This window comes from Microvirga terricola, assembly GCF_011777495.1.
In the GTDB taxonomy this organism is placed as follows: Bacteria; Pseudomonadota; Alphaproteobacteria; order Rhizobiales; family Beijerinckiaceae; genus Microvirga; species Microvirga terricola.
Map to the genome: position 1 here is coordinate 169,760 of NZ_JAATJS010000004.1, position 21,608 is coordinate 191,367.

Sequence of the window (21,608 nt, forward strand, 5' to 3'; positions counted from 1 at the left end):
CATGTCTCTCTGGTCCCGCCACAAAATCTTCGAGACCAACTCGATCATTCTCCTCATCGGCGTGCTGCTCGTGATCTCCATCGGCGGTCTCGTGGAAATCGTGCCGCTCTTCTATCTCAAGAGCACCATCGAAAAGGTGGAGGGCGTACGGCCCTACACCCCGCTCGAACTCGCCGGACGCAACGTCTATGTGCGCGAGGGCTGCTATAACTGCCACAGCCAGATGATCCGCCCCTTGCGTGACGAAGTGGAGCGCTACGGCCACTATTCGCTCGCGGCGGAAAGCATGTACGACCGCCCCTTCCAGTGGGGTTCCAAGCGCACGGGCCCTGATCTCGCTCGCGTCGGCAACAAGTATTCCGACGATTGGCACCGGGATCACCTGAAGGATCCCCGCGCGGTCGTGCCGGGCTCCATCATGCCGAGCTATCCTTGGCTGACCGAGCGCGAGGTCGATCCGGCCCTCGTCGCCGACGACATGAAGGTGCAGGCCGCGCTCGGTGTTCCTTACACTGCCGAGATGATCGCGAAGGCGGACGCCGATCTGCGGATTCAGGCGACCACCGACGACCCGGACGCTACGGCTCTCGCCTCCCGCTATCCGAAAGCGCAGTCGCGTGACTTCGACGGCAATGCCCAGCGCATCTCGGAAGCCGACGCCCTGATCGCGTACCTCCAGATGCTCGGAACGCAGGTCGATTTCAAACTCTACGACAACAAAGCGAACATTCGCTGAGGTGTGAGAGATGTTCGAAACCTACAAATCCCTCGCGGAATTCGCCCAGACCTGGGGGCTTCTCTACTTCGTCGGCGTCTTCCTCGCGGTCGTCGTCTATGCCCTCTCTCCTTCGCGCAAGAAGCGTTTCGAAGACGCAGCGCGCATCCCTCTCCAGGAGGATTGATCCATGGCCCACGAGACGAAAGAACAGGTCGATGCCGTCACCGGCGTCACCACGACCGGGCATAGCTGGGACGGGATCTCGGAACTCAACAACCCGCTCCCGCGCTGGTGGCTGTGGTCCTTCTATCTCACGATCCTCTGGTCCATCGGATATTGGGTGGTCTATCCCGCATGGCCGCTTGCGACCTCTTACACGAGAGGCCTCTTCAACTGGCAATCGCGCGAGGCCATCGTTGCGGATCTTGATGATCTGAAAGCCCAGCGAGCGAGTATGACGGCGCAACTGGCCCGAAGCTCGCTTGACGCGATCAAGCAGACTCCTGAGCTGTTCGCCTTTGCGCGCGCTCAAGGAAAGGCCGCCTTCGGCGACAACTGTGCTCCGTGCCACGGTGCCGGCGGGGGGGGCGCGAAGAGCTACCCGAACCTCAACGACGACGACTGGCTGTGGGGTGGGTCGCTGGCGCAGATCGAGCAGACCATCCGCTACGGCGCACGCTCGACGAGCGACAAAGGCCACCAAGGCTCCATGCCGGCCTTCGGCCGAGACGGAATGCTCAAGCGCAGCGAGCTTTCCAACGTGGCGGACTATGTCCGCTCTCTCTCCGGCCTTGCCACAGAAAAGGGGGCGGATCTTGCGGCGGGAGCTAAGATCTTCGCGGATAATTGCGCCGCCTGTCATGGCGACAAGGGGCAAGGCAGTCAGGATCTCGGCGCGCCGAACCTCTCCGACAAGATCTGGCTGTTCGGCTCGGACAAGGCCACCATCATGGAAGGCTTGTGGAACGGGCGTGGCGGCGTGATGCCGGCCTGGGAAGGGCGCCTGGACGACACCACCATCAAGGCCTTGACCCTCTACGTCCATTCGCTCGGCGGCGATCAGAGGCGCTGAGAACCTCGCGGAATTTCCCAAGAACGGCGGCCCGTGATCACCCACGGGTCGCTTTGCCGTTGATGCAAATCAAGGCGCCTTTTCGTCCATCATCTTATTCGAAAGTCGAAACGAGAAGATTTGGCGGAATCAATGGCTGACGCTCCCCTTGCCCCCAACCTCGCCACACCGTCGCCGGACGAAGACGAGGGGCCGCTCTACATCGCACGCAAGGCGATCTATCCGCAGGCCGTGAAGGGGCATTTCCGCACGATCAAATGGATTGTGCTCGCCGTCACCTTGGGGATCTACTACTTCCTCCCCTTCATCCGCTGGGATCGCGGCCCGAACGCGCCGGGACAGGCGATCCTGGTCGATTTCACCAACAATCGCTTTTATTTCTTCTTCATCGAGATCTGGCCGCAGGAGGTCTACTACCTCACCGGCCTTCTCATTCTCGCTTCCCTGGCCCTCTTCCTGATGAATGCGGTCGCGGGACGTCTGTGGTGCGGCTATCTCTGCCCACAGACGGTATGGACGGACCTGTTCTACTCCATCGAACGGTTGATTGAGGGCGAAAAGCGCGACCGCATCCGCCGGGAAAAGGAAGGCCGTAAACTCGAAATCTTTTCGCTGCGGCTGCTCAAACACGCGATCTGGCTTCTTATCGCCTGGTGGACCGGCGGCGCGTGGGTGCTCTACTTCGCCGACGCCCCGACTCTGGTCAAGGAGCTGGCGACGTTTCAGGCGCCGATGATCGCTTACATCTGGATCGGGATTCTGACTTTCACGACCTACACGTTTGCCGGCTTCATGCGCGAGCAGGTCTGCACCTACATGTGCCCCTGGCCACGCATTCAGGCCGCGTTGACCGACGAATACGCGCTCAACGTCACCTATCGCTATGATCGCGGCGAGCCGCGTGGCTCGATGAAGAAGAACCAAGCGCTGCGCGATGCCGGACTTCCGGCCGGCGACTGCGTGGACTGCAACCAATGCGTCGCCGTCTGCCCGACGGGCGTCGATATCCGCCAGGGCCTGCAGCTCGATTGCATCCAGTGCGGCCTGTGTATCGATGCCTGCGACAACGTGATGGCGAAGATCGGCCGTCCGACCCGCCTGATCGCCTATGATACGGAGATGAACGTCCGTGCCCGCATGGAGGGGCGCCCCGAGGTTCGGCGCATCGTTCGCCCGCGCACCCTGCTCTATCTCGGCCTGATCGCGCTCGTCGGAGCCGTGATGGCCGGGGCGCTGGGGCTGCGCGAGCGGCTCGATCTCAGCGTGCTGCACGACCGCAATCCGATGTTCGTGAGGCTCTCGGATGGCTCGATCCGCAATGCCTATACGATCCGCGTTGGAAACAAACATCTCGATGACAGGCGTTTCGCCCTAACCGTTACCGGGGTCGATGTTGCGAAACTCGATATCGTCGGTGGAGAGATCGACGCGCAGGGCCGCGCCATTCTTGTCGTCAAGCCTGACCAGACCCTCGAAGCACGCGTCCTCGTGAGCGCGAGCGCTGACGGGCTTGCTTCCTCGACGAACCTTCTGTTCACATTGACCGATCTCGCCGGCGGCGAAACCGCCCATGCGAGCGACCATTTCAAGGCGCCATGACGTGAACACGATGCAAAACGCCATCGCCCCGCAACGGGATCCTCGCCCCCTCACCGGCCGCATGGTGCTGGTCTGCTTCATCGCTTTCTTCGGCATCGTCTTTGCCATGAACGCGATCATGGTTCGGGCTGCGACCACGACCTTCGGTGGCGTTGAGACCGAAAGCTCGTACAAGGCCGGCCTCAACTTCAAGAACGATGTCGCCGCCGCCGAAGCCCAGGACGCCCTACATTGGAAAGTTGAGGCGGCCCTTGTGAAGGATGGCGGGAAAACCCGTGTGAACGTGACGGCGCGTGATGCAGAAAGCCGTCCTCTCGGCGGACTGACCATCGAGGCGCGGCTCTACCATCCGACAGACAAGCGCCGCGACGTGGTTCTCGAACTCGCCGACGTCACCCCGGGACAGTTCCAGTTCGCAACGCCGCTTCCGCCCGGCCAATGGGATCTCATGATCGGCCTCAAACGCGGAGAGGAAACGGTTTTCCGGTCCAAGAGCCGCATCACGATCAAGAGCCTGTAGGGACCCCAGGAAGCGAACGCGATGGCCGAAACCCTCGATCTCTCGATCTTCGTCAAGCACGAAGACAACGGAACGGCGCATCTCGACCTCGCCATCGAGGGGATCGACTGCGCTGCCTGCATCGACGAGATCGAAAGCTGTGTCCTACGTCTACCGGGCATGGTGGACGCCCGCCTCAACTACACCAACCATCGCCTCGCGGTGGAATGGAAGGAGGGCGAGATCGCTCCCACCGCTGTGGTGGAGGAATTGCAGCGGCTCGGCTATCGCGCTCACCCCTTCCAGTCCCGGCTTGTGGAGGAGGAAGAGACGCGACGCGCGCAGTGGCTTCTGAAATGCCTGGCCGTGGCGGGCTTCGCCTCCATGAACATCATGTTGCTCGCGGTCTCCGTCTGGTCCGGCAATGTGACGGATATCACACCGGAGACGCGCGACTTCTTCCACTGGCTCGCTGCTCTCATCGCCCTGCCCGCCGTGGCCTATGCGGGCCAGCCATTTTTCCAAAGCGCCATGAAGGCCCTGCGCAACAAGCGCACCAATATGGATGTGCCGATCGTCATCGGCATTCTCTTGGCGCTCACCATGTCCGTTTTCGAGACGCTGAACCACGCCGAACACACCTATTTCGACTCGGTGGTTATGCTGCTCTTCTTCCTGCTTTGCGGGCGCTATCTCGATCAGGCCATGCGCCGCAAAACCCGCGCCGTGGCGGGCAATCTCGCTTCGCTCAGGGCAGAAGTCGCGCACCGCATCGATTCCAGCGGTGAGATCGTCCTCGTTCCCACTGCCGCCTTGCGGCCGGATGACAGGGTTCTCGTGCGCCCCGGCGAACGCATCGCGGTGGACGGCATTGTTATCTCCGGCTCCTCCGAGATCGATGAAAGCCTCGTGACGGGAGAGACGGCCCATCGTCCTACACGAGCGGGCGACCAGGTCTATGCGGGAAGCCTGAACTACAACGGCACGCTAACCTTACAGGTCACCGCAGCGGGCAAAGGCACCCTGCTCGACGAGGTGTCGCGGCTTCTCGAAAACGCCGCAGCCGCGAAATCGCGCTATGTGCAACTCGCCGACCGCGTGGCTCGTGCCTATGCCCCTGTAGTGCATACGGCGGCGGCGATCACCGCGCTGACATGGATCGCGACCGGCGCGAGCGTGCATGACGCCATTCTCACGGCGGTTGCCGTTCTGATTATCACCTGCCCCTGTGCGCTGGCGCTCGCCGTGCCGGTGGTTCAGGTCGTGGCATCCGGCGCACTTTTCCGTTCGGGCGTCTTCCTGAATGCGGGCGACGCTCTGGAGCGACTTGCCGCTGTCGACACCGTCGTCTTCGACAAGACAGGCACCTTGACGCTGCCGGACATGCAGGTGGTGAACCCGGCAAGCATCGCGCCCGATATTCTCGCGGCTGCGGCGCGGATCGCGCGATTGAGCCATCACCCCCTTGCGGCGGCAGTAGCACGGACGGACGGCAATCGCCGTTCTTTCGAGGGTGTGGTCGAAGAGCCGGGACAGGGCGTCCGCACCATCGTGGACGAGGTCGAGATGCGGCTCGGGTCTCCGGCCTTCTGCGGCCTTGAGGAAGAGGCGCGGGAGAGTGCCGCCCGCCATCCCGACTGCTCCCTCATCGCGTTCGCCTGGGGCGAAAAGCGGGCCATCCTGCTCGTCCGTCAGGCGCTGCGGCCAGATGCGGTCTCCGTTGTCGCGGATTTGCGCGCAAAGGGCCTCGATTGCCGCATCCTCTCCGGCGACCGGCCTGAAGCCGTGGCCCCGATAGCCGATGTACTCGGCATTTCCGCCTGGCGAGGCGGCGCGAAACCCGCCGACAAGATCGCCGCGCTCGAAGAGTTGAAGGCTGAAGGCCGCAAGGTGCTGATGGTCGGTGACGGTCTCAATGACGCCCCCGCTCTCGCCGCCGCCCTTGTCTCCCTCTCTCCGATTTCCGCCGCCGATCTCACCCAGGCCCAGGCTGACGCGGTCTTCCTCGGCGACCGTCTCGCGCCGGTTCTCGCCACGATCGACATTGCGAGACGAGCGCACCGCCTCATGCGGCAAAACCTCTTGATTGCGCTCGTTTACAACCTCATCGCCGTGCCGCTCGCCTTTTTGGGGTACGTCACTCCCCTCGTCGCCGCACTCGCTATGTCGGGATCCTCGACAATCGTGACCCTCAACGCCTTGCGCGCACGCGCCGACACAGGCACCCTGCCCCGGCGCAGCGAAACCACGCCGGACCTCGTTCTCCAGGAGGCATGATCTCATGGACGTATTACTCTATCTCGTTCCGATGGCTCTTCTTCTCGGCCTGACGGGGCTCGCGGCCTTCATGTGGTCTTTGAAAAGCGGCCAATACGACGATGTGGAGGGTGCGGCTTTGCGCGTCCTCTCGGACGATGACATCAAACCATGAGCACCACCACCTCCATCCCCCGCGCCGGACAGATTGAATGCGTCTGCGAGCCGGGAGCGCTTGGAGAAACCTCTGAGGGGCGAAGCAGCGTTGCCCTTCTCGCCATCGCCTTCTCGCTCTCGATCCTCTCCCAGATCTTCAGCCTGAGCATTCTGCCGTTGGCGGGGCTTGCGCTTGCACCGAGTGACAGCCTCGCAACCCTACCCTATGCGGCCTTCTACGCGGGCGCGGCTTTGGCGAGCCTCCCCGCCTCGCTCTTGCTCGACGCATTCGGCAGGCGCGCGGCCTTCTCACTCGGTGCAAGTTTGGGTGCTGCGGGCGGCATGGTGCTCGTCTTCGCTCTCACGACTTTCCGTTTCGGCGCTCTGGTGCTGGGCGCGTTCTGGCTCGGCATCGCCAGCGGCTTCAGCCTGTTCTATCGCCATGCAGCGGTGCCGGTCGGCGGTAAAGGGACGAGCGCGATCCTCATCGTCTTTGGGGCGGCATCCGTTGCGGGGATTGTTGCGCCGACGCTCGGAGCAACGGCGGAAGCGTTTGCCGCCCCGCGCGAATTCGTCGGCCTTGCCGCCGCCGCCGCGCTTGCTCATGTCGGCTCGCTCATTGCCACCGCCGCCTTGCCTTATCGACGCATTCGCGAGGAAGTGAATGAGGCGAACAATCCGCAGGGCTGGCGCGCGATAGTCCTCCCCACTGCCATCGGCGCGGCGGCGTGGTTCCTGATGACCGGCCTCATGGGTGCGACGCCCATCGCGATGGTCGGCTGCGGCCTCTCCGACGCGGTTTCCGGGACCATCGCCTGGCATGTCATGGCGATGTATACGCCCTCGCTCGTCCTTCTCGCATTTCGCAACGCGGTGAAACCACCTGTCATCGTCAGCTTTGGCGCACTGCTTCTCGTGGCGGCAGCTGCGATCTTTGCTTTTTCCAGCAAAGTCGCGGGCTTTTCCGTCTCCGCGACCCTTCTCGGCGCCGGCTGGTCGCTGGCGACCCTCGGTACGACCTTGTGGATCCACAAGGATGGCCGCCCCTCGCGCCGGCTGTTGGGAGCGCACGACGCAGCCCTGCTAAGCGCGGCCCTTCTCGGCGCGCTCGCGGCGCAGACGTTTGCGTAATACAGACCGCTCATCAGACCACAAAGAAATATGCGACCATCGCAAGCGACCAATAGCAGCCGAAGGTCCGCTGTGGCTTAGACACGGTCCTTGGCAGCTGCCATCATGCCCCAGTAGAGACAGAGCATAACAACACTCTCTCTTTGAGAAGTGAGACTGGCCATAGGTGCTCTGTCATCACGCAGCATGTCGCTGAAGACCGGGACCACTTTCGGCCGCCGGCAGATTGTGGCTCGCATTGACAAGTTGACGAATGGTCTCCAGCACTGCGACCGGGCTCGGTTGACCAAGAATGATATCGCCGCGTGGAGACGACCGGTTCTCGGAGGCCGCGATGACCGCGGGACGTGTCGAATACATGTCGTGATACTCGTCGGCCAAAATCCAACCGTCGATCAGAAACGGCAGACCGGCTCGGGTGTAGAGCCAGCCGATGGGATGCTGCCAATCCCGCAGGACGAGGAATGCTTGCTCGCCTGTGTCCGACGTGGTCACGTCGTACCCTGCGGTCCTGAGATATCGGGCGACGGCTTCACGGAACAGCGGATTGTTGTCGGCGACGAGAATGCGATCGCGACTGTTCATGTCCATGGTAGCCTCCGGGCATCACTCCGTCGTTCGGACGGTCTTGTGCCACTCGCTTCGAGGCGCCATTCGGGCGGCCTCATGTTTAAGAGACCTGTCTGACCAGCGTTTTATTCCTGCATGAGGTCTAGTTCGAGCCGATCCGCATCCTCATTGTGCTCGATCGCACGTGCGAAAAGCCGGGCTGTAAAATTCTCCGATCGGACGGGAATAAACCTGGATCGCACGCAGTCTGGATTGGCAGCGTAGCATCAGCACCGTGGTTGCTGTGATGAGCCAGCTATTTGCGGACACTTGGCCATGATTGAGGGGGTGTTGTCGAGGGAACCATCGTGGGAACTCGAACACCCATGTGTTCGCCTCGCGCGCGCACGGACAGGCCCACGCATGAGTGGCGACACAGCGACTTCGCGCGTCATCCTTCCCAAGGGCTATTGGACAGTCTACTCGCCGGTCCATCGCAGAGATGTGACAGTCAGGAGGGACGAGGGTACAATTCAGCAACGAGAGGAGGAACCTGTGCCGGTCTCCTTGTCGCCTCCTGCAACGGCCGAGCAAGCCGATCTCGCGCGGCGTTTTCGCGAACTGATGCTCCCGCATTTGGATGCCGCCTACAACCTTGCACGCTATCTGTTGCGAGATCCGGTCGCCGCAGAGGATGTCGCCCAGGATGCATTCCTGCGGGCGTTCCGCGCCTTCGAAGGCTATCGAGGCGGCGATCCGAAAGCCTGGATCCTGGCGATCGTGCGAAACTGCTGCCACACCTCGGCAAAGGCCGCAGCCTCCCATCTGACTGTTCCGCTTGAGGCTGCCGAAGCTTCTGGAGGTGATCCGGGCGAAGGATCATCTCGCAGCGCCGGCCTGGTTGATCCCGCAGACAGCCCAGAAACAGTCACTGTCCGGTATGACGAGATCGCCACCATGAGAGAGCTGATCGAAGATCTACCCATCCCATTTCGGGAAACGCTGGTTCTGCGGGAGCTCGAAGAGCTCTCCTATCAGGAGATCGCCGACGCGACCGGAGCGCCGATCGGCACCGTGATGTCCCGCCTCGCCCGGGCGCGGAATCTGCTGGCCGACGCCTGGCGCCGGCGCACCGCTGGCAGCGAGGAGGAACGGTCATGACTCTCTCATGTGCCGACATGAAAGTTCTCTTGCATGGTCATCTGGACGAGGAACTGGATGCAGCTAACACGCTGCAGCTCGAAAACCACCTGAGAACCTGCGCTGCCTGCGCGGACGAATATCAGCGTCTGAAGAAACTGCAGGCCGCCCTGCGCCAAGACGGGCTGCGGTATCGCGCATCTGATGCGTTGCACGCGCGGATCATGGGGGCACTCGACTCCGCTACAGCAGCTCCGGTGACGCCGACAATCTTCCGGTGGTGGCAACACCTATGGCGTGACCGACGCCTTGGCCTCCCCGCTGCTGCTTTTGCGGCGGGCCTAGCCGTGGCCCTGATCGTGCCGCGTCAGCCGCCGAACCTGGAGCAAGAACTTGTCTCCGAGCATATCCGCTCCTTGCAGGCGAACCATATCACGGACGTCACGACATCGGACCAGCATACGGTCAAGCCTTGGTTCACCGGTCGGCTCAACTTCTCCCCTCCGGTTGTCGATCTTGCGAGTGAAGGCTTCGCGCTGACTGGCGGTCGGCTCGACTACATTGCCGGGCGAGCGGTTGCAGCATTGGTGTACAAACGCCGCGAACACCTAGTCAACCTGTTCATCTGGCCGTCGGAGAAGAGTGAGCTCGGCGCTGAACGGGCGCAATCTACAGTCAACAATGGATACAACACGCTTCACTGGTCCGGTAATGGAATGACCTTCTGGGCGATCTCAGACCTCAGCTCGACTGAGTTAGAGGAGTTCATGCATCGTTTCCAAGCGCGTCTCACCCCTCAATGATGGTCACAGGGGGCGGTTGAGGGCCGGCGCTGCGCGCGAGAATTGGAGGATCCATCCAATGAATGATTCCCAAGCGTACGGATCATACAGCCATGGCAAGAAGCCGCCGATGCTTGGCGAACCTGTCCAACGACTGCGCTCCTACTCCCCTCACAGCATTGGCGCGCCGGATAGAATGACACGCTCTTCCCGACGCACTCGCACGGCTCCGACGATGGCGGGCGCATCGACCGATGCGCCCGTTCGCACTGTGTCGTGTCCCAGAAGACATGCAGTGTGGTTACCCGCCCCGGGTATCGATAACGTGGAAGGGATCACCGTTATCATACGGAGTCTGGAAGGGCGGTGGATCATACCGGTACGATGGCTCCCGCGACCGTAAGCGTTCGAGCGAAATGAACCCTCTGACTGGGACACTAAGTCCGTAGCCGTTGTCCCTTCTGATGTGGGCACCTAGACCGCCACCATGGTTGCCGCTGCGTGCGAAAGCGTCACCTGCCCAGAACGTCGCCGACACCAAGATTGCACTTAGCGCAATGAGAACTTTCTTCATGATCCTGCTCCATCTGCTTTGATCTGGCTCATATTGACTCGTCGCTCGGACGGCCTCAGAGCCACTCAACTCGAGGCGACATTCGGTCAGCCTCATTCTTCAGAGACCAGTCGGATCAGCCCGTTATTCCGGTAGGACGCTGAGTTCGAGCAGATTGGCGGGATCGATGTGTTCAATCGCACTTTGCAAACCAAGAGCCTGCAAAATCATCCGCCTGCATGGGAATAGACTTGGGTTGTATTCAGTCTGGATCAGGAGCGCAGCGTCAGCTGCTGTGGGCGCTATGATGGAGTCAGTGAAAGATCCATTCTGTGTGCCCCCCGTCCACGGTCAAGGGCGGCGCGCCCCACGCGTAGGTGGGTGAGATTGATATGCACCCGGCTCAGAGGCGACATGTGCTTGAGCGATGATCCGCACCTGACGGTGGAGATTGTCCGCAGCCCGTTCGAAGGTTATTGCCAAGAGGACTTCGAGATCACGGCCTTCATCAGCGCAGCCCATGCTTGCCCAGAATTTTGACGGTGCTGGCTTGCGGTCCTTCATCGCCCATCTCCTCGGCAAACGTCACTCTGACTCCTGGTTTCAGGTGCGTGAAAGCGTCGTCGAGCACGCTGTTCCTGTGGAAGTAAATCTCGCGCCCGTCCTCCGTCTCGAGAAAGCCGTATCCCTCCTCTAGCTGCAGGCTCTTCACGGTAGCGATTGGCTGCGGCTCGTGCGCCTTGACCTGACCGCGCATGCGCCTCGCTTCATCCTGGAGACGCCGACGGGCCCGATTAAAGGCATCGTTGATCGCAAAAACCGGATCTGAGAACCGCTCGTCCTCAGGCGGAGTGCGTTCTACGGAGACATCCCGTCCATCGGGGAGAACGAGATGGATGTTGACCTCAAACAGTCCGCCTTTCTGATGATGTTGGCCAGGCGCCTTCATCACGAAGCGGCAGGCGGTGATCCGGCCGTAGAACTCCTCGAGATCCTCAATCTTCTCTTCGATCAAAGTGCGTAGCCGCTCCGTCGCAGCGAAGCCTTGGAAATCGATCTGAGCCTCTACCTGCATGGCGATAGCTCCTGCTAGCCGGTGTAACGGCACTGTTCGCAACGGTGGTTGTTCGCGTTAATCACGGCCTAAGGCATCCACCCCAAGAGGTCACAGGGTGGGCCGTGTTCCTTTCCCTGCATTGGGGAATGTCAAGAATTTCTGGCGCCAGCGCGATACGACGGTCATGCGAACTCGACGGTGGTGGGAGCCTGGCCGTGAGCAAGTCCGTTAGCCAGTCACGGGCGCAAGCTGAAATCGTTCCGCGGGACAATGCGGTCGCCGACCGGGTCATCGACATCGTCAGCCAGCTTGTCAGCGAAGTGCATTCCTCCCTCGGTTCCGCCCGGATCGTGACGTTGCACAGCAGTCTCGACCGCGACCTCGCGCTGGACAGTCTGGCGAGAACGGAGCTGCTGCTTCGCCTGAACCGGACCTTCAGAGTCCAGCTACCCGACAAACTCCTTGGCGAGGCAGAAACCCCGGCAGATCTGGTGGCCGCGATCATCCGCACGACCCCACGCACAGAGGTCGCCTTGGAGCCGACAAGCGGAGCGCCCTCTCCTCGCCCACCCGTCACCGAACCCATCGAGGCCGCCACGTTGACCGAGGCTCTGGCCGCTCATGTCCGTGCGCACCCGGACCGGGTCCACGTGCGCCTGCGGCACAGCGACGGCTCGGAGGAGCCGCTCACCTATACGGAACTCGACCATGGGGCGAGAGCCGTCGCGGCCGGTCTCCTGGATCTCGGTCTAAAGTCTGGCGATCGCATCGGGGTCATGCTGCCGACTGAAAGATCTTTCTTCGTCAGCTTCTTCGGCGTTCTCTACGCAGGAGGGGTTCCAGTCCCTATTTACCCCCCCTTCCGTCGAGCCATGCTGGAGGATCACCTGCGGCGGCAGGCAGGGATTCTTCGCAATGCCGAAGCCTCCATTCTCATCACGAATGAGGAAGTCTATGCAGCGGCAAGGCTTCTTCATGGCCTCGTTTCAGGACTCGACCAGGTCGTCACTGCACGCAGCTTCGAAAAGACGCCACCGCTTCCGTCCCCGATGCCAACGACGGCGGGCGCGACCGCGCTCATCCAATACACGTCGGGGAGCACCGGCGATCCAAAAGGCGTCGTGCTCTCGCATGCAAACCTGCTCGCCAACATCCGTGCCATCGGGAGTGGTATGGGAGCTTCGTCTTCGGACGTGGTGGTGAGCTGGCTCCCCCTCTATCACGACATGGGGCTGATCGGTTGCTGGCTCGGCAGCCTCTATTATGGGGCGCTTGCCATCATCATGCCGCCTCAGTCTTTCCTGGCAGACCCGATGGCGTGGCTGTGGACTGTTCACCGGCACCGGGCCACGATCACCGCGGGTCCCAACTTCGCTTTTGAACTGTGCCTCAAGGTCGCCAGGGATAGCCCCCTCGATACCCTGGACCTCAGCTCGCTTAGAGCTGTCATGAACGGGGCCGAGCCCGTGAGCCCGAGCACGATCCGGCGTTTTCAGGAGCGCTTCGGCCCCTACGGCCTGCGGCCCGAGGCGATGGGCCCGGTCTATGGACTTGCAGAATGCTCAGTCGGCCTTGCCTTCCCGCCGATGGGGCGCGGGCCGATCGTGGATCGGGTCAGCCGCCATCCCCTCGCGAGAGACGGTATCGCCCGGCCGGCCGCTCCCGATGATGTGACAGCACTCGAATTCGTCGCCTGCGGGCAGCCACTGCCCGGACATCAGATTCGCGTCGTCGATGAGGATGGGCGCGAACTCCCGGAGCGACAGGAAGGACGCCTTCAGTTCAGGGGCCCTTCCGCCACATCGGGATATTTCCGGAATCCCGAAAAGACACGCGCTCTCTTTGACGGAGAATGGCTCGAAAGCGGCGATCGCGCCTATATCGCGGGCGGAGATATCTTCATCACTGGCCGCATCAAGGACATGATCAAGCGCGCCGGGCGCAACATCTACCCACAGGAGCTTGAGGATTTTATCGGTGGGCTCGACGGCGTCCGCAAGGGATGCGTCGCAGTCTTCGCAAGCCCCGATCCGGGCACAGGCAGCGAGCGCCTCGTCGTCATGGCTGAAACCCGGCTGATCGATCTGAGCCAACTTGATCGCCTCCGCCGCGCCATCATCGACGCCTCGCAAAGCATCCTCGATATCTCTCCGGATGACATCGTTTTCGTACCGCCGCACACAGTGCCTAAAACCTCAAGCGGAAAAATCCGTCGCTCAGCAGCGCGGGCGATCTATGAAACCGGCCGGCTGCGCGGTGGACTTCAGCCGCTGTCCTGGCAAGTCGCTCGCCTGGCCTTTGCCGGCGTCCTCCCGAGGCTGCGCCGCGCGAACAGAAAGCTCGGCGGGTTGGCTTATGCCGCATGGTGGTGGTTTTTGCTGGGTTGCACAGGCCTGACCCTGTGGCCACTTGTGGTTCTGCTGCCGAGGCGATCATGGCGGCGAAACACCTTGGGCCTCGGCTCGCGCCTATTCTTCCGGTTGGCCGGGAACGCGATTTCGATCGAAGCGTCGGCTCCGCTGCCAAACGGAGCGTTCGTCCTGATTGCCAATCACTCAAGTTATCTCGACGCCGCCGTGTTGTCGGCGACATACCCAAACGGGTTGACCTTCGTCGCGAAGCACGAACTTGCAGATCAGGTGGTTGCGGGGCCGTTCCTCCGTCGCCTCGGCGCGGTGTTTGTTCGCCGGACCGATGCGGCGGGAGGCGTGGCCGATACGATGCACGCGCTCGAAGCAGCCCGCGCGGATGAACGTCTCGGCTGGTTTCCCGAGGGAACATTCACCCGCATGCCGGGACTTCTCCCGTTTTACCTGGGCGCCTTCGAAGTCGCCTGCCAAGCGGCTATTCCGATCATCCCGGTAACCATTCGTGGGACCCGCTCCATCCTACGCGCTGGCCAGTGGCTTCCGCGACGCAGCGCGATTTCGGTTCACATCGGCGAGCCGCTTGCCCCGACCGGACGCGACTTCGCTGCCGCACTCCGGCTGCGGGATGCTGCCCGTGCCGAAATCCTCACGCAGCTCGGCGAGCCTGATCTCGAGCACGAGCACGTCGATCTGCCATAGAGCCTCGTTCTCAGGCGCGGCTTGCCGCCCTATCTTGTTGGGGATCGAGGCGTGAGCCGCGCATCCGGGATACGGCGGCTCCGCGTTGAGGAGCTGCAGGCACCATGAGCGCGAACGGTCTGTTCGGTATTCCGATGCTCATCCTGTTCGGCTTGTTTCTCGCGCCGCTAGTGATCGTAACCGAGCTTGGCTTCAGGATAGGTCAGCGGCTCGAGCGCGCGTCGCGCGATCCCGCTAAGCTTGAGATCGGATCTTTCCAGGCTTCGGTCCTCGGCCTGCTGGCTCTCTTTCTCGGCTTTACCTATTCGGCTGCGATGAGCCGGTACGAGGCGCGGCGTGAACTCGTCGTGAAGGAGGCCAATGCCATCGGCACGGTCTTCCTTCGCACGAGCCTGCTACCCGACCCGGCCAGGGCGGAGATTCAAAGCGACTTGCGCAGATATGCGGAATTGCGTGTCTTGGGCGCGAGAGAGAGCGGCGACATTGACCGGGAGACCGCCCTTCTCACGAAGAGAATATGGGACGAGGCCCTCCAAGGCGCCGCAAAGGATCGCTCCCCAGCGATGGCGCTGCTTATCGGCTCGATCAACACGCTCATCGACAACTACAGTGAACGACAGGCGGCGCTCGCCAACCGCATCCCCAGACAGGTTTTTACCATGCTGGGCCTTCTGACTCTCGTGGCGATGGCCTTGATCGGCTATAGCTGTGGGATAGCCGGTTATCGTGCTCTCGGCGCGACAACGATCATAGCCGTCCTGGTTTCAGCAGTCGTCATCCTGACGCTCGATCTTCATGAGCCCAGACAGGGTCTCATCCTTGAGAACCAACAACCACTCATCGACGTGCGGGTGTTGATGGACCGATAGCCTCGCAGTTTGTTTCGCTCAACGCGTACGGGCGGCTTTTCGCCGCCCGTGTCTTAAGAAGCCCGCGTCTGGAATTAGCGGGAGCTCGGAGCCAAGCTAGGCTCATAGATGCTCTCGACGTCCTTGGCGCCACTCAGGGCGCGGTCGAGCTGAACCTTGTCGAGCTCGCCTTCCCACCGCGCCACCACGATGGTGGCGACCGCATTGCCCACGAGGTTCGTGAGGGCGCGGCACTCCGACATGAAGCGGTCGACGCCAAGGATCAGAGCCATGCCTGCGACCGGTACCGACGGAATAACAGAGAGCGTCGCGGCAAGGGTGATGAATCCGGCGCCGGTGATTCCTGCTGCGCCCTTCGAGCTAAGCATGGCAACAAGGAGCAGCAAAATCTGGTCGGTGAGCGTGAGCGGCGTATCCGTGGCCTGGGCAATGAACAACGCGGCCAAGGTCATATAAATGTTCGTGCCGTCGAGATTGAACGAATAGCCCGTCGGCACCACAAGGCCGACGACCGACTTCTTGCAACCCGCCAGCTCCATCTTCTCCATCAGGCTCGGCAAGGCGGCCTCGGATGAGCTGGTGCCGAGCACAAGGAGGAGCTCTTCCTTGATGTATCGGATCAAGGCCAAAATCGAGAAGCCATTGTAGCGGGCGACCGCTCCCAGAACGACAAGGACGAACACGATGGCCGTCATGTAGAAGGTCGCCACCAGGAAGAAGAGGTTTGCGATCGAGGCGATGCCGTACTTTCCGATGGTGAACGCCATGGCGCCGAAAGCTCCGATTGGAGCTGCCTTCATCAGAATGCTGACGAGCTTAAACATTGCCTGAGAGAGAGATTGCATCAGAGTCGTCAACGGCGCGGCCTTGTCCCCGATCATCGCGAGCGAGATACCGAAGAGGACAGAGAAGAACAGAACCTGCAGGATATCGCCGGAAACGAATGCGCCGACGACGGTCGTCGGAATGATGTTCATCAAGAAGCCGGTGATGGTCTGCTCGTGGGCCTTGGCCGCATAGTCGGCAACCGCCTTCTGATCGAGGCTCGCCGCGCTGATATGCAGCCCATGTCCCGGCTGAACGATGTTGCCGATCACGAGGCCGACGATGAGGGCGAGGGTCGAGAAGACGAGGAAGTAGATCATCGCCTTTCCGGTGACGCGACCGACTTTCTGCAAATCGCTCATGCCCGCAATGCCGGTGGTCACAGTCAGGAAAATGACGGGTGCGATGATCATCTTCACGAGTTTGATGAACGCATCGCCAAGCGGCTTCATGTCCGCCGCGAAGGACGGGTAGTAATGCCCGAGTAGGATCCCGGCGCTGATCGCAACGAGAACCTGGAAATATAGGTGCTGATAAAGCTTCTTCTTGCGCGGATGGGCCTTCGCAGTGACTTCGACTGGGCTCATCGTTTCCTCCGATGTTGCTATGAGGATCCTTACGCCTCGCGAATGTCCGGCTCCTTGGATCTCTTGGCTTATCGGCCGCCAGAGGCGGCGGCGTTTCGGTCAGAGCAAAAATCGTGCCAGCCCCGTCTTGGGCGAATAAGATATTGATATAGACCGATAATATTTGTTGTGAGGGATATTCGCCCATGCTGCCGTGCGGCTTTTCGCCTCGTATCTTGAATAGCTGTGCGGAAAATTGCACAAACGGAAATCCTTCAGGGGCGACCTCGCATGCGCACAGAACCCGTGCCGGCCGACAGAGAAATCGCCATACCGTCGGCTCGGTGGCCGATCTGGGCTATCTTGGCCGCAATCGTCATTGCATTCACGATTTGGTTCGCCGGAACCCTTGGAGAAACGCGCGCCTATGCAGCGCTCGAGGCTCAGGCCGATACTGCTGCCACGCTGGATATTGCGTTGCTCCGGAGCGAGTTGGACAAGCAGAGGTCCCTCCCCTTTGTGCTGTCGAAAGACCCGGACGTGCGCGACATTCTGTCGGCCCCCTCGCCTTCCGCGATTGCGTCGTTCAATGCCAAGCTTGAGGCTCTGCAGGAGGGAACACAGGCTGCCGTCATCTACCTCATCGGCGTCGACGGCATTGCCATTGCCGCTAGCAATTGGCGCGAGCCGACAAGCTTCGTCGGCAACGACTATCGCTTCCGGCGATATTTTCAGCGAGGCCTCTCAAACGGCGGCGATGAGCACTACGCGCTCGGCAGTGTGAGCCGTCACCCTGGCCTCTATATTTCCCGCCGCGTCGATGGCTCCTCCGGCCCGCTCGGCGTGATCGTGGTGAAGGTCGAGTTCGACCAAGTGGAGGCGGAGTGGGCTCGTTCCGGAAACCCGGCCTATGTGACCGACCAGAGCGGGATTGTCCTAGTGACGAGCGTTCCCGAATGGCGGTTCATGGCGGAGCGAAACATTGCGCCGCAAGACGCCCATGCCATTCGCGAGAGCCTGCAGTTCGGAGACGCATCGCTTCAACCCCTTCCACTGAAAGCAGATTCCGCGTCATCGCGATCCAAGACACTCCTTGCCTCTTTGCCGGGGGGCTCCAACGCAACGCAGGTCTTGGTGACCGAGAACGCTATGCCGACGACGCAATGGACCTTTCACCTGCTCACCCCCTCTGACAAGGAAGTAAGGTCCGGCATTTTGAACACGCGACTGGCCGCTCTATCTCTCGTGACGCCATTTCTCGCCGGCGCAGCCTTCGTCATCTACCGCCGCAACCGAGCAATCGGCCGCGCGGCCATGCAGGAGGCTGCGCGCAGAGAGCTTGAACAGCGGGTGTCAGAAAGAACTGAGGAGTTAAGCGCTGCGAACAACCGTCTCATTGCCGAGATGGACGAGCGGCAGAAGGTAGAGACGAGACTCCAAGCCATCCGTGATGAACTGGTGCAAGCTAACCGCCTCGGCTCGCTGGGGCAGATCGCGGCCGGCGTCGCACATGAGATCAATCAACCAGTCGCGGCCATCCGGACATATGCGGACAATGCCCGGGTTTTCCTTGAGCGCAACGAGGCGGAACCCGTACAAAGGAATTTGGCAACCATTGCCAACCTGACCGAGCGGATCGGTGCAATCACCGACGAGTTGCGCTCGTTTTCTCGTAAGGGGACTGGCGAGATCGGGCCGGTTCGTGTGGAAGACGTCATCAACGGCGCTCTGCTTCTGCTTGGGAGTCGATTCAAACAGCAGGGCATCTTGCTGTTGCGGGATGATCCGCCACCAGATTTGAAGGTCGCCGGAACCCGCGTCCGCTTGGAGCAGGTTCTGGTCAATCTTCTCCAAAATGCCGTCGAGGCACTTGAGGGCCAGCCCGGAGCAGAGGTGAGGATCGGTCTCGTCGAGGACGGGGATTTCGTCTGGTTGTCGGTCCGCGACAATGGGCCGGGCATCCCACCTGAGACCATGACCGAACTGTTCACACCGTTCAGCACCACGAAGCCACGCGGCTTGGGGCTGGGCCTCGTGATCTCGAACGACATTGCAACCGAGTTTGGCGGCCACCTCTCGGTTGAGAGCGCATTGGGTCAGGGGGCTGTCTTTACAATTCACCTGCGGAGAATTCATTGATGAACGAAACCCGCATCAGGATCGCCTTTGTCGACGATGACAAGGAGCTACGCGAAGCCAACACGCAGACGCTGGAGCTGGCAGGCTTCAAGCCCCTGCCATTCGCTTCAGCGTCCGCCGCGCTAGCGGCATTGACCCAAGAATTCGAAGGCGTCGTCGTCACCGACATCCGCATGCCGCACATCGATGGGATGCAGCTTTTCCGGCGGCTTAAGGAGATCGACCCTGATTTGCCGGTCATTTTCATCACTGGCCATGGCGACATCCCTACGGCCGTCGAGGCCCTGCGCGAAGGCGCCTACGATTTCATTACGAAGCCGTTCGCGGCGGACCGTCTCCTTCAAAGCATCCGGCGCGCCGTCGAAAAGCGCGGCCTCGTTCTTGAAAATCGCCGTCTCAAGGCAGCCACGGAGAACATCGACGGCACTCTCCCGCTCATAGGCGAGACGCCAGCTATGCAACGCCTCCGCCAGACGCTGCGCCACATCGCCGATGCCGATGTGGACGTGCTGGTGGCCGGAGAAACAGGAAGCGGAAAAGAGGTGGTCGCCAGCGCCCTCCATCAATGGAGCCGACGTCGGGGCAAGCCCTTTGTCGCCGTCAATTGCGGTGCCTTGCCCGACACGATGATCGAAAGCGAGCTTTTCGGACACGAACCCGGGGCCTTTACGGGCGCGCAGAAGAAACGGATCGGTCGCATCGAATATTCCAGCGGCGGGTCGCTTTTTCTCGATGAGATAGAAAGCATGCCGCTCGATGCTCAAGTGAAGCTGCTGCGCGTTCTCGAAACCCGCAGGATCACGCCCCTTGGGACGAATGAAATTCGCAATGTGGATTTGCGCGTCATCGCGGCGGCCAAGGTCGATCTGGGCGAGGCGTCCAAGCTCGGCCGCTTCCGAGAGGATCTGTTCTATCGCCTGAACGTCGTGACCATTCGCATCCCGCCTTTGAGGGAGCGAAAAGACGACATCCCGCTTCTCTTCGCACACTTCGCCCGGCTGGCAGCAGCCCGATTCAACCGTGAGCCTCCGCCCCTTTCGGCGCCTGTGAGAAGCTATCTCATGGCCCATGACTGGCCCGGCAATGTCCGCGAGCTTGCGCATTTTGCCGAGCGCCTGACGCTCGGCGTCGCCGAGGTCGACATACCTCAAACGGGCACGCCCGCGATCTCTATGGCCCTGCCGGAGCGAATGGAGCTTTACGAAGCCAGTTTGATCCGCGAAGCGCTCGCTGCCCATGGCGGCGACGTGCGCTTGACCATTGAAGCCCTCGGCATCCCCAGAAAGACCTTTTACGACAAGCTTCAGCGTCACGGGATCAGTCGCGCCGATTTCGTGCCAGCAGAAAGGTCGTGATGACCCGACGAAGGCCGTGTTAACGGCCAAACCGTCTATCGTATTCCAGCACCGCGTTCAGCAGAACCTGAGCGCCGGCGGCGCATTCCTCAAGCGTCGTGCTCTCCGCCTCGTTATGGCTCAGCCCGCCCTCGCAAGGGACGAAGATCATCGTTGTCGGCGCAACGCGGGCGATATAGGCGGCGTCGTGCCCCGCTCCCGACACCATGTCGCGAGCGGGCATGCCGGCCCTCTCGGTGCCGGTACGAACGGCGGCGATGCAATCGGGGTCGAACTTGACCGCGGGCGAGTCCCAAACCTTTTTCGCGACAGGCTCCAGGCCGATCTCGTTTGAGACGGCCGGGATCGCCTCCATCAGCTTGCGCTCCATCACATCGAGCACGGCGTCGTCCGGGTGTCGGAAGTCCACCGTGAAGAACACGTGCCCCGGGATCACATTACGGGAGTTCGGCGTGACCTCAACGAGGCCTACAGTCCCGACCGCGGACGGTGCGTGTTCGAGGGCGATCCGGTTGACATGCTCGACGACCCGCGCCGCGCCCAAAAGCGCATTGGCCCGCAAGTGCATGGGGGTCGAGCCGGTATGCGCTTCCCGACCGGTCAATTCGACTTCATACCAGCGCATGCCCTGTACGCCGGTCACGACGCCAATGGCCTTCCTTTCTGCTTCGAGAATGGGCCCCTGCTCGATATGAAGCTCGAACATCGCGCCGAATTTTACGGAACCGGGTGCGGCGTCGCCGCGATAGCCGATACCGTCGATGGCGTCGGAAAAGCGCACTCCCTGACGATCTTCTCGGCTGTCGGCAAAGGCCCGGTCGAAAACGCCCGCATAGACGCCTGAGCCAAGCATGGCAGGCGCGAAACGAGAGCCCTCTTCGTTCGTCCAGTTCACGAGCATGAGCGGTGCGTTCGTCTCGTAGCTGAGGTCGTGCAGCGTGCGCAGAACCTCCAACCCGCCGAGGACACCGAGAACCCCATCGAACTTGCCGCCGGTCGGCTGCGTGTCCAGGTGGCTGCCGATGGCGATAGGTTCGATGTCACTCCTCTTGCCTGGCTTGAACGCAAACATGTTGCCGACCTGGTCGACTGTGACCGTGCAACCCAACGCCTCGCATTGCCCTCTAAACCAGTCCCGCACGACTTTATCGAGATCCGTGAGGGTCAGTCGGCAAATCCCGCCCTTGGCCGTACCGCCAATCTGCGCGGTCTCCATGAGGCTATCCCAGAGGCGCTGTGGGTTGATTGTCAGGTTTTGCATGGTCTCGATCTCT

Annotated in this window: 18 protein-coding genes; 14 read left to right on the forward strand and 4 right to left on the reverse strand. The window is 61.5% G+C overall.

Going from position 1 to position 21,608, the window contains the following annotated elements:
* Position 1: 1 nt before the first annotated feature.
* The 8 genes from ccoO (at position 2) to HB375_RS12955 (ending at position 7,431) form a co-directional block, all read left to right on the forward strand.
* Entirely contained in the window at positions 2-736 is a 735-nt protein-coding gene (gene ccoO / locus HB375_RS12920) for a cytochrome-c oxidase, cbb3-type subunit II (RefSeq protein ID WP_167673412.1), read from the forward strand.
* 10 nt (positions 737-746) lie between these two features.
* Positions 747-902 carry a cbb3-type cytochrome c oxidase subunit 3 gene (locus HB375_RS12925; RefSeq protein ID WP_167673413.1) on the forward strand — a complete coding sequence of 52 codons (156 nt, stop codon included), beginning with the start codon at positions 747-749 and terminating at the stop codon, positions 900-902.
* Positions 903-905: 3 nt separating this feature from the next.
* Positions 906-1,790: a cytochrome-c oxidase, cbb3-type subunit III gene (gene ccoP, locus HB375_RS12930; protein ID WP_167673414.1), complete on the forward strand. Its 885-nt coding sequence runs from the start codon at positions 906-908 to the stop codon at positions 1,788-1,790.
* 132 nt (positions 1,791-1,922) lie between these two features.
* Positions 1,923-3,389, forward strand: a complete 1,467-nt coding sequence (gene ccoG / locus HB375_RS12935) for a cytochrome c oxidase accessory protein CcoG (RefSeq protein ID WP_167673415.1) — start codon at positions 1,923-1,925, stop codon at positions 3,387-3,389.
* A 10-nt stretch (positions 3,390-3,399) separates the two neighbouring features.
* Complete coding sequence (locus tag HB375_RS12940) at positions 3,400-3,909, forward strand: FixH family protein (RefSeq protein WP_246728508.1); 510 nt, start codon at positions 3,400-3,402, stop codon at positions 3,907-3,909.
* A 21-nt stretch (positions 3,910-3,930) separates the two neighbouring features.
* Entirely contained in the window at positions 3,931-6,165 is a 2,235-nt protein-coding gene (locus tag HB375_RS12945) for a heavy metal translocating P-type ATPase (RefSeq protein WP_167673417.1), read from the forward strand.
* A gap of 4 nt (positions 6,166-6,169) precedes the next feature.
* Positions 6,170-6,319 carry a cbb3-type cytochrome oxidase assembly protein CcoS gene (gene ccoS, locus HB375_RS12950; RefSeq protein ID WP_167673418.1) on the forward strand — a complete coding sequence of 50 codons (150 nt, stop codon included), beginning with the start codon at positions 6,170-6,172 and terminating at the stop codon, positions 6,317-6,319.
* Entirely contained in the window at positions 6,316-7,431 is a 1,116-nt protein-coding gene (locus HB375_RS12955) for a hypothetical protein (RefSeq protein ID WP_167673419.1), read from the forward strand. Before ccoS ends, HB375_RS12955 begins: the two co-directional genes overlap by 4 nt.
* A 177-nt stretch (positions 7,432-7,608) precedes the next feature.
* On the opposite strand, the gene HB375_RS12960 is transcribed toward HB375_RS12955, so the two are convergent.
* Positions 7,609-8,022, reverse strand: a complete 414-nt coding sequence (locus HB375_RS12960) for a response regulator (RefSeq protein WP_167673420.1) — start codon at positions 8,020-8,022, stop codon at positions 7,609-7,611.
* A 513-nt stretch (positions 8,023-8,535) separates the two neighbouring features.
* On the opposite strand from HB375_RS12960, the gene HB375_RS12965 reads away from it, so the two are divergent.
* Both HB375_RS12965 and HB375_RS12970 read left to right on the forward strand, forming a co-directional pair.
* Complete coding sequence (locus HB375_RS12965) at positions 8,536-9,141, forward strand: sigma-70 family RNA polymerase sigma factor (protein ID WP_343232416.1); 606 nt, start codon at positions 8,536-8,538, stop codon at positions 9,139-9,141.
* A complete protein-coding gene (locus tag HB375_RS12970; protein WP_167673421.1) occupies positions 9,138-9,923 on the forward strand; it encodes an anti-sigma factor family protein in 786 nt (261 codons plus the stop codon). Before HB375_RS12965 ends, HB375_RS12970 begins: the two co-directional genes overlap by 4 nt.
* 1,040 nt (positions 9,924-10,963) lie before the next feature.
* On the opposite strand, the gene HB375_RS12975 is transcribed toward HB375_RS12970, so the two are convergent.
* Positions 10,964-11,530: an HPF/RaiA family ribosome-associated protein gene (locus HB375_RS12975; protein ID WP_167673422.1), complete on the reverse strand. Its 567-nt coding sequence runs from the start codon at positions 11,528-11,530 to the stop codon at positions 10,964-10,966.
* 197 nt (positions 11,531-11,727) lie between these two features.
* Between HB375_RS12975 and HB375_RS12980 the strand changes: the two genes are divergently transcribed.
* A complete protein-coding gene (locus HB375_RS12980) occupies positions 11,728-14,580 on the forward strand; it encodes an AMP-binding protein (RefSeq protein ID WP_343232417.1) in 2,853 nt (950 codons plus the stop codon).
* Positions 14,581-14,684: 104 nt separating this feature from the next.
* Positions 14,685-15,449, forward strand: coding sequence for a bestrophin-like domain (locus HB375_RS12985; RefSeq protein ID WP_167673424.1), 765 nt, complete (start codon positions 14,685-14,687; stop codon positions 15,447-15,449).
* A 74-nt stretch (positions 15,450-15,523) separates the two neighbouring features.
* Here the strand turns inward: HB375_RS12985 and HB375_RS12990 are convergent, their stop codons facing one another.
* On the reverse strand, positions 15,524-16,861 hold the full coding sequence (locus HB375_RS12990; protein ID WP_167673425.1) for a dicarboxylate/amino acid:cation symporter: 1,338 nt from the start codon (positions 16,859-16,861) through the stop codon (positions 15,524-15,526).
* 270 nt (positions 16,862-17,131) lie between these two features.
* Between HB375_RS12990 and HB375_RS12995 the strand changes: the two genes are divergently transcribed.
* Together HB375_RS12995 and HB375_RS13000 are read left to right on the forward strand one after the other, a co-directional pair.
* Positions 17,132-18,979, forward strand: coding sequence for a sensor histidine kinase (locus HB375_RS12995; protein ID WP_167673426.1), 1,848 nt, complete (start codon positions 17,132-17,134; stop codon positions 18,977-18,979).
* Positions 18,979-20,334 carry a sigma-54-dependent transcriptional regulator gene (locus HB375_RS13000; protein ID WP_167673427.1) on the forward strand — a complete coding sequence of 452 codons (1,356 nt, stop codon included), beginning with the start codon at positions 18,979-18,981 and terminating at the stop codon, positions 20,332-20,334. The genes HB375_RS12995 and HB375_RS13000 overlap by 1 nt, the downstream gene beginning before the upstream one ends.
* A gap of 19 nt (positions 20,335-20,353) precedes the next feature.
* Here the strand turns inward: HB375_RS13000 and HB375_RS13005 are convergent, their stop codons facing one another.
* On the reverse strand, positions 20,354-21,604 hold the full coding sequence (locus HB375_RS13005; RefSeq protein WP_425515182.1) for a Zn-dependent hydrolase: 1,251 nt from the start codon (positions 21,602-21,604) through the stop codon (positions 20,354-20,356).
* Between the last annotated feature and the right edge of the window lie 4 nt (positions 21,605-21,608).

What these genes read in the sequence shown, in the direction of transcription:
- HB375_RS12990 (WP_167673425.1), bottom strand. Translation starts at nt 16,861, where the DNA reads ATGAGCCCAGTCGAAGTCACTGCGAAGGCCCATCCGCGCAAGAAGAAG.
- ccoS (WP_167673418.1), top strand. Translation starts at nt 6,170, where the DNA reads ATGGACGTATTACTCTATCTCGTTCCGATGGCTCTTCTTCTCGGCCTG.
- ccoG (WP_167673415.1), top strand. Translation starts at nt 1,923, where the DNA reads ATGGCTGACGCTCCCCTTGCCCCCAACCTCGCCACACCGTCGCCGGAC.
- HB375_RS12945 (WP_167673417.1), top strand. Translation starts at nt 3,931, where the DNA reads ATGGCCGAAACCCTCGATCTCTCGATCTTCGTCAAGCACGAAGACAAC.
- HB375_RS13000 (WP_167673427.1), top strand. Translation starts at nt 18,979, where the DNA reads ATGAACGAAACCCGCATCAGGATCGCCTTTGTCGACGATGACAAGGAG.
- HB375_RS12985 (WP_167673424.1), top strand. Translation starts at nt 14,685, where the DNA reads ATGAGCGCGAACGGTCTGTTCGGTATTCCGATGCTCATCCTGTTCGGC.
- HB375_RS12975 (WP_167673422.1), bottom strand. Translation starts at nt 11,530, where the DNA reads ATGCAGGTAGAGGCTCAGATCGATTTCCAAGGCTTCGCTGCGACGGAG.
- HB375_RS12960 (WP_167673420.1), bottom strand. Translation starts at nt 8,022, where the DNA reads ATGGACATGAACAGTCGCGATCGCATTCTCGTCGCCGACAACAATCCG.
- HB375_RS12955 (WP_167673419.1), top strand. Translation starts at nt 6,316, where the DNA reads ATGAGCACCACCACCTCCATCCCCCGCGCCGGACAGATTGAATGCGTC.
- HB375_RS12940 (WP_246728508.1), top strand. Translation starts at nt 3,400, where the DNA reads ATGCAAAACGCCATCGCCCCGCAACGGGATCCTCGCCCCCTCACCGGC.
- HB375_RS12970 (WP_167673421.1), top strand. Translation starts at nt 9,138, where the DNA reads ATGACTCTCTCATGTGCCGACATGAAAGTTCTCTTGCATGGTCATCTG.
- HB375_RS12925 (WP_167673413.1), top strand. Translation starts at nt 747, where the DNA reads ATGTTCGAAACCTACAAATCCCTCGCGGAATTCGCCCAGACCTGGGGG.
- ccoO (WP_167673412.1), top strand. Translation starts at nt 2, where the DNA reads ATGTCTCTCTGGTCCCGCCACAAAATCTTCGAGACCAACTCGATCATT.
- HB375_RS12995 (WP_167673426.1), top strand. Translation starts at nt 17,132, where the DNA reads ATGCGCACAGAACCCGTGCCGGCCGACAGAGAAATCGCCATACCGTCG.
- ccoP (WP_167673414.1), top strand. Translation starts at nt 906, where the DNA reads ATGGCCCACGAGACGAAAGAACAGGTCGATGCCGTCACCGGCGTCACC.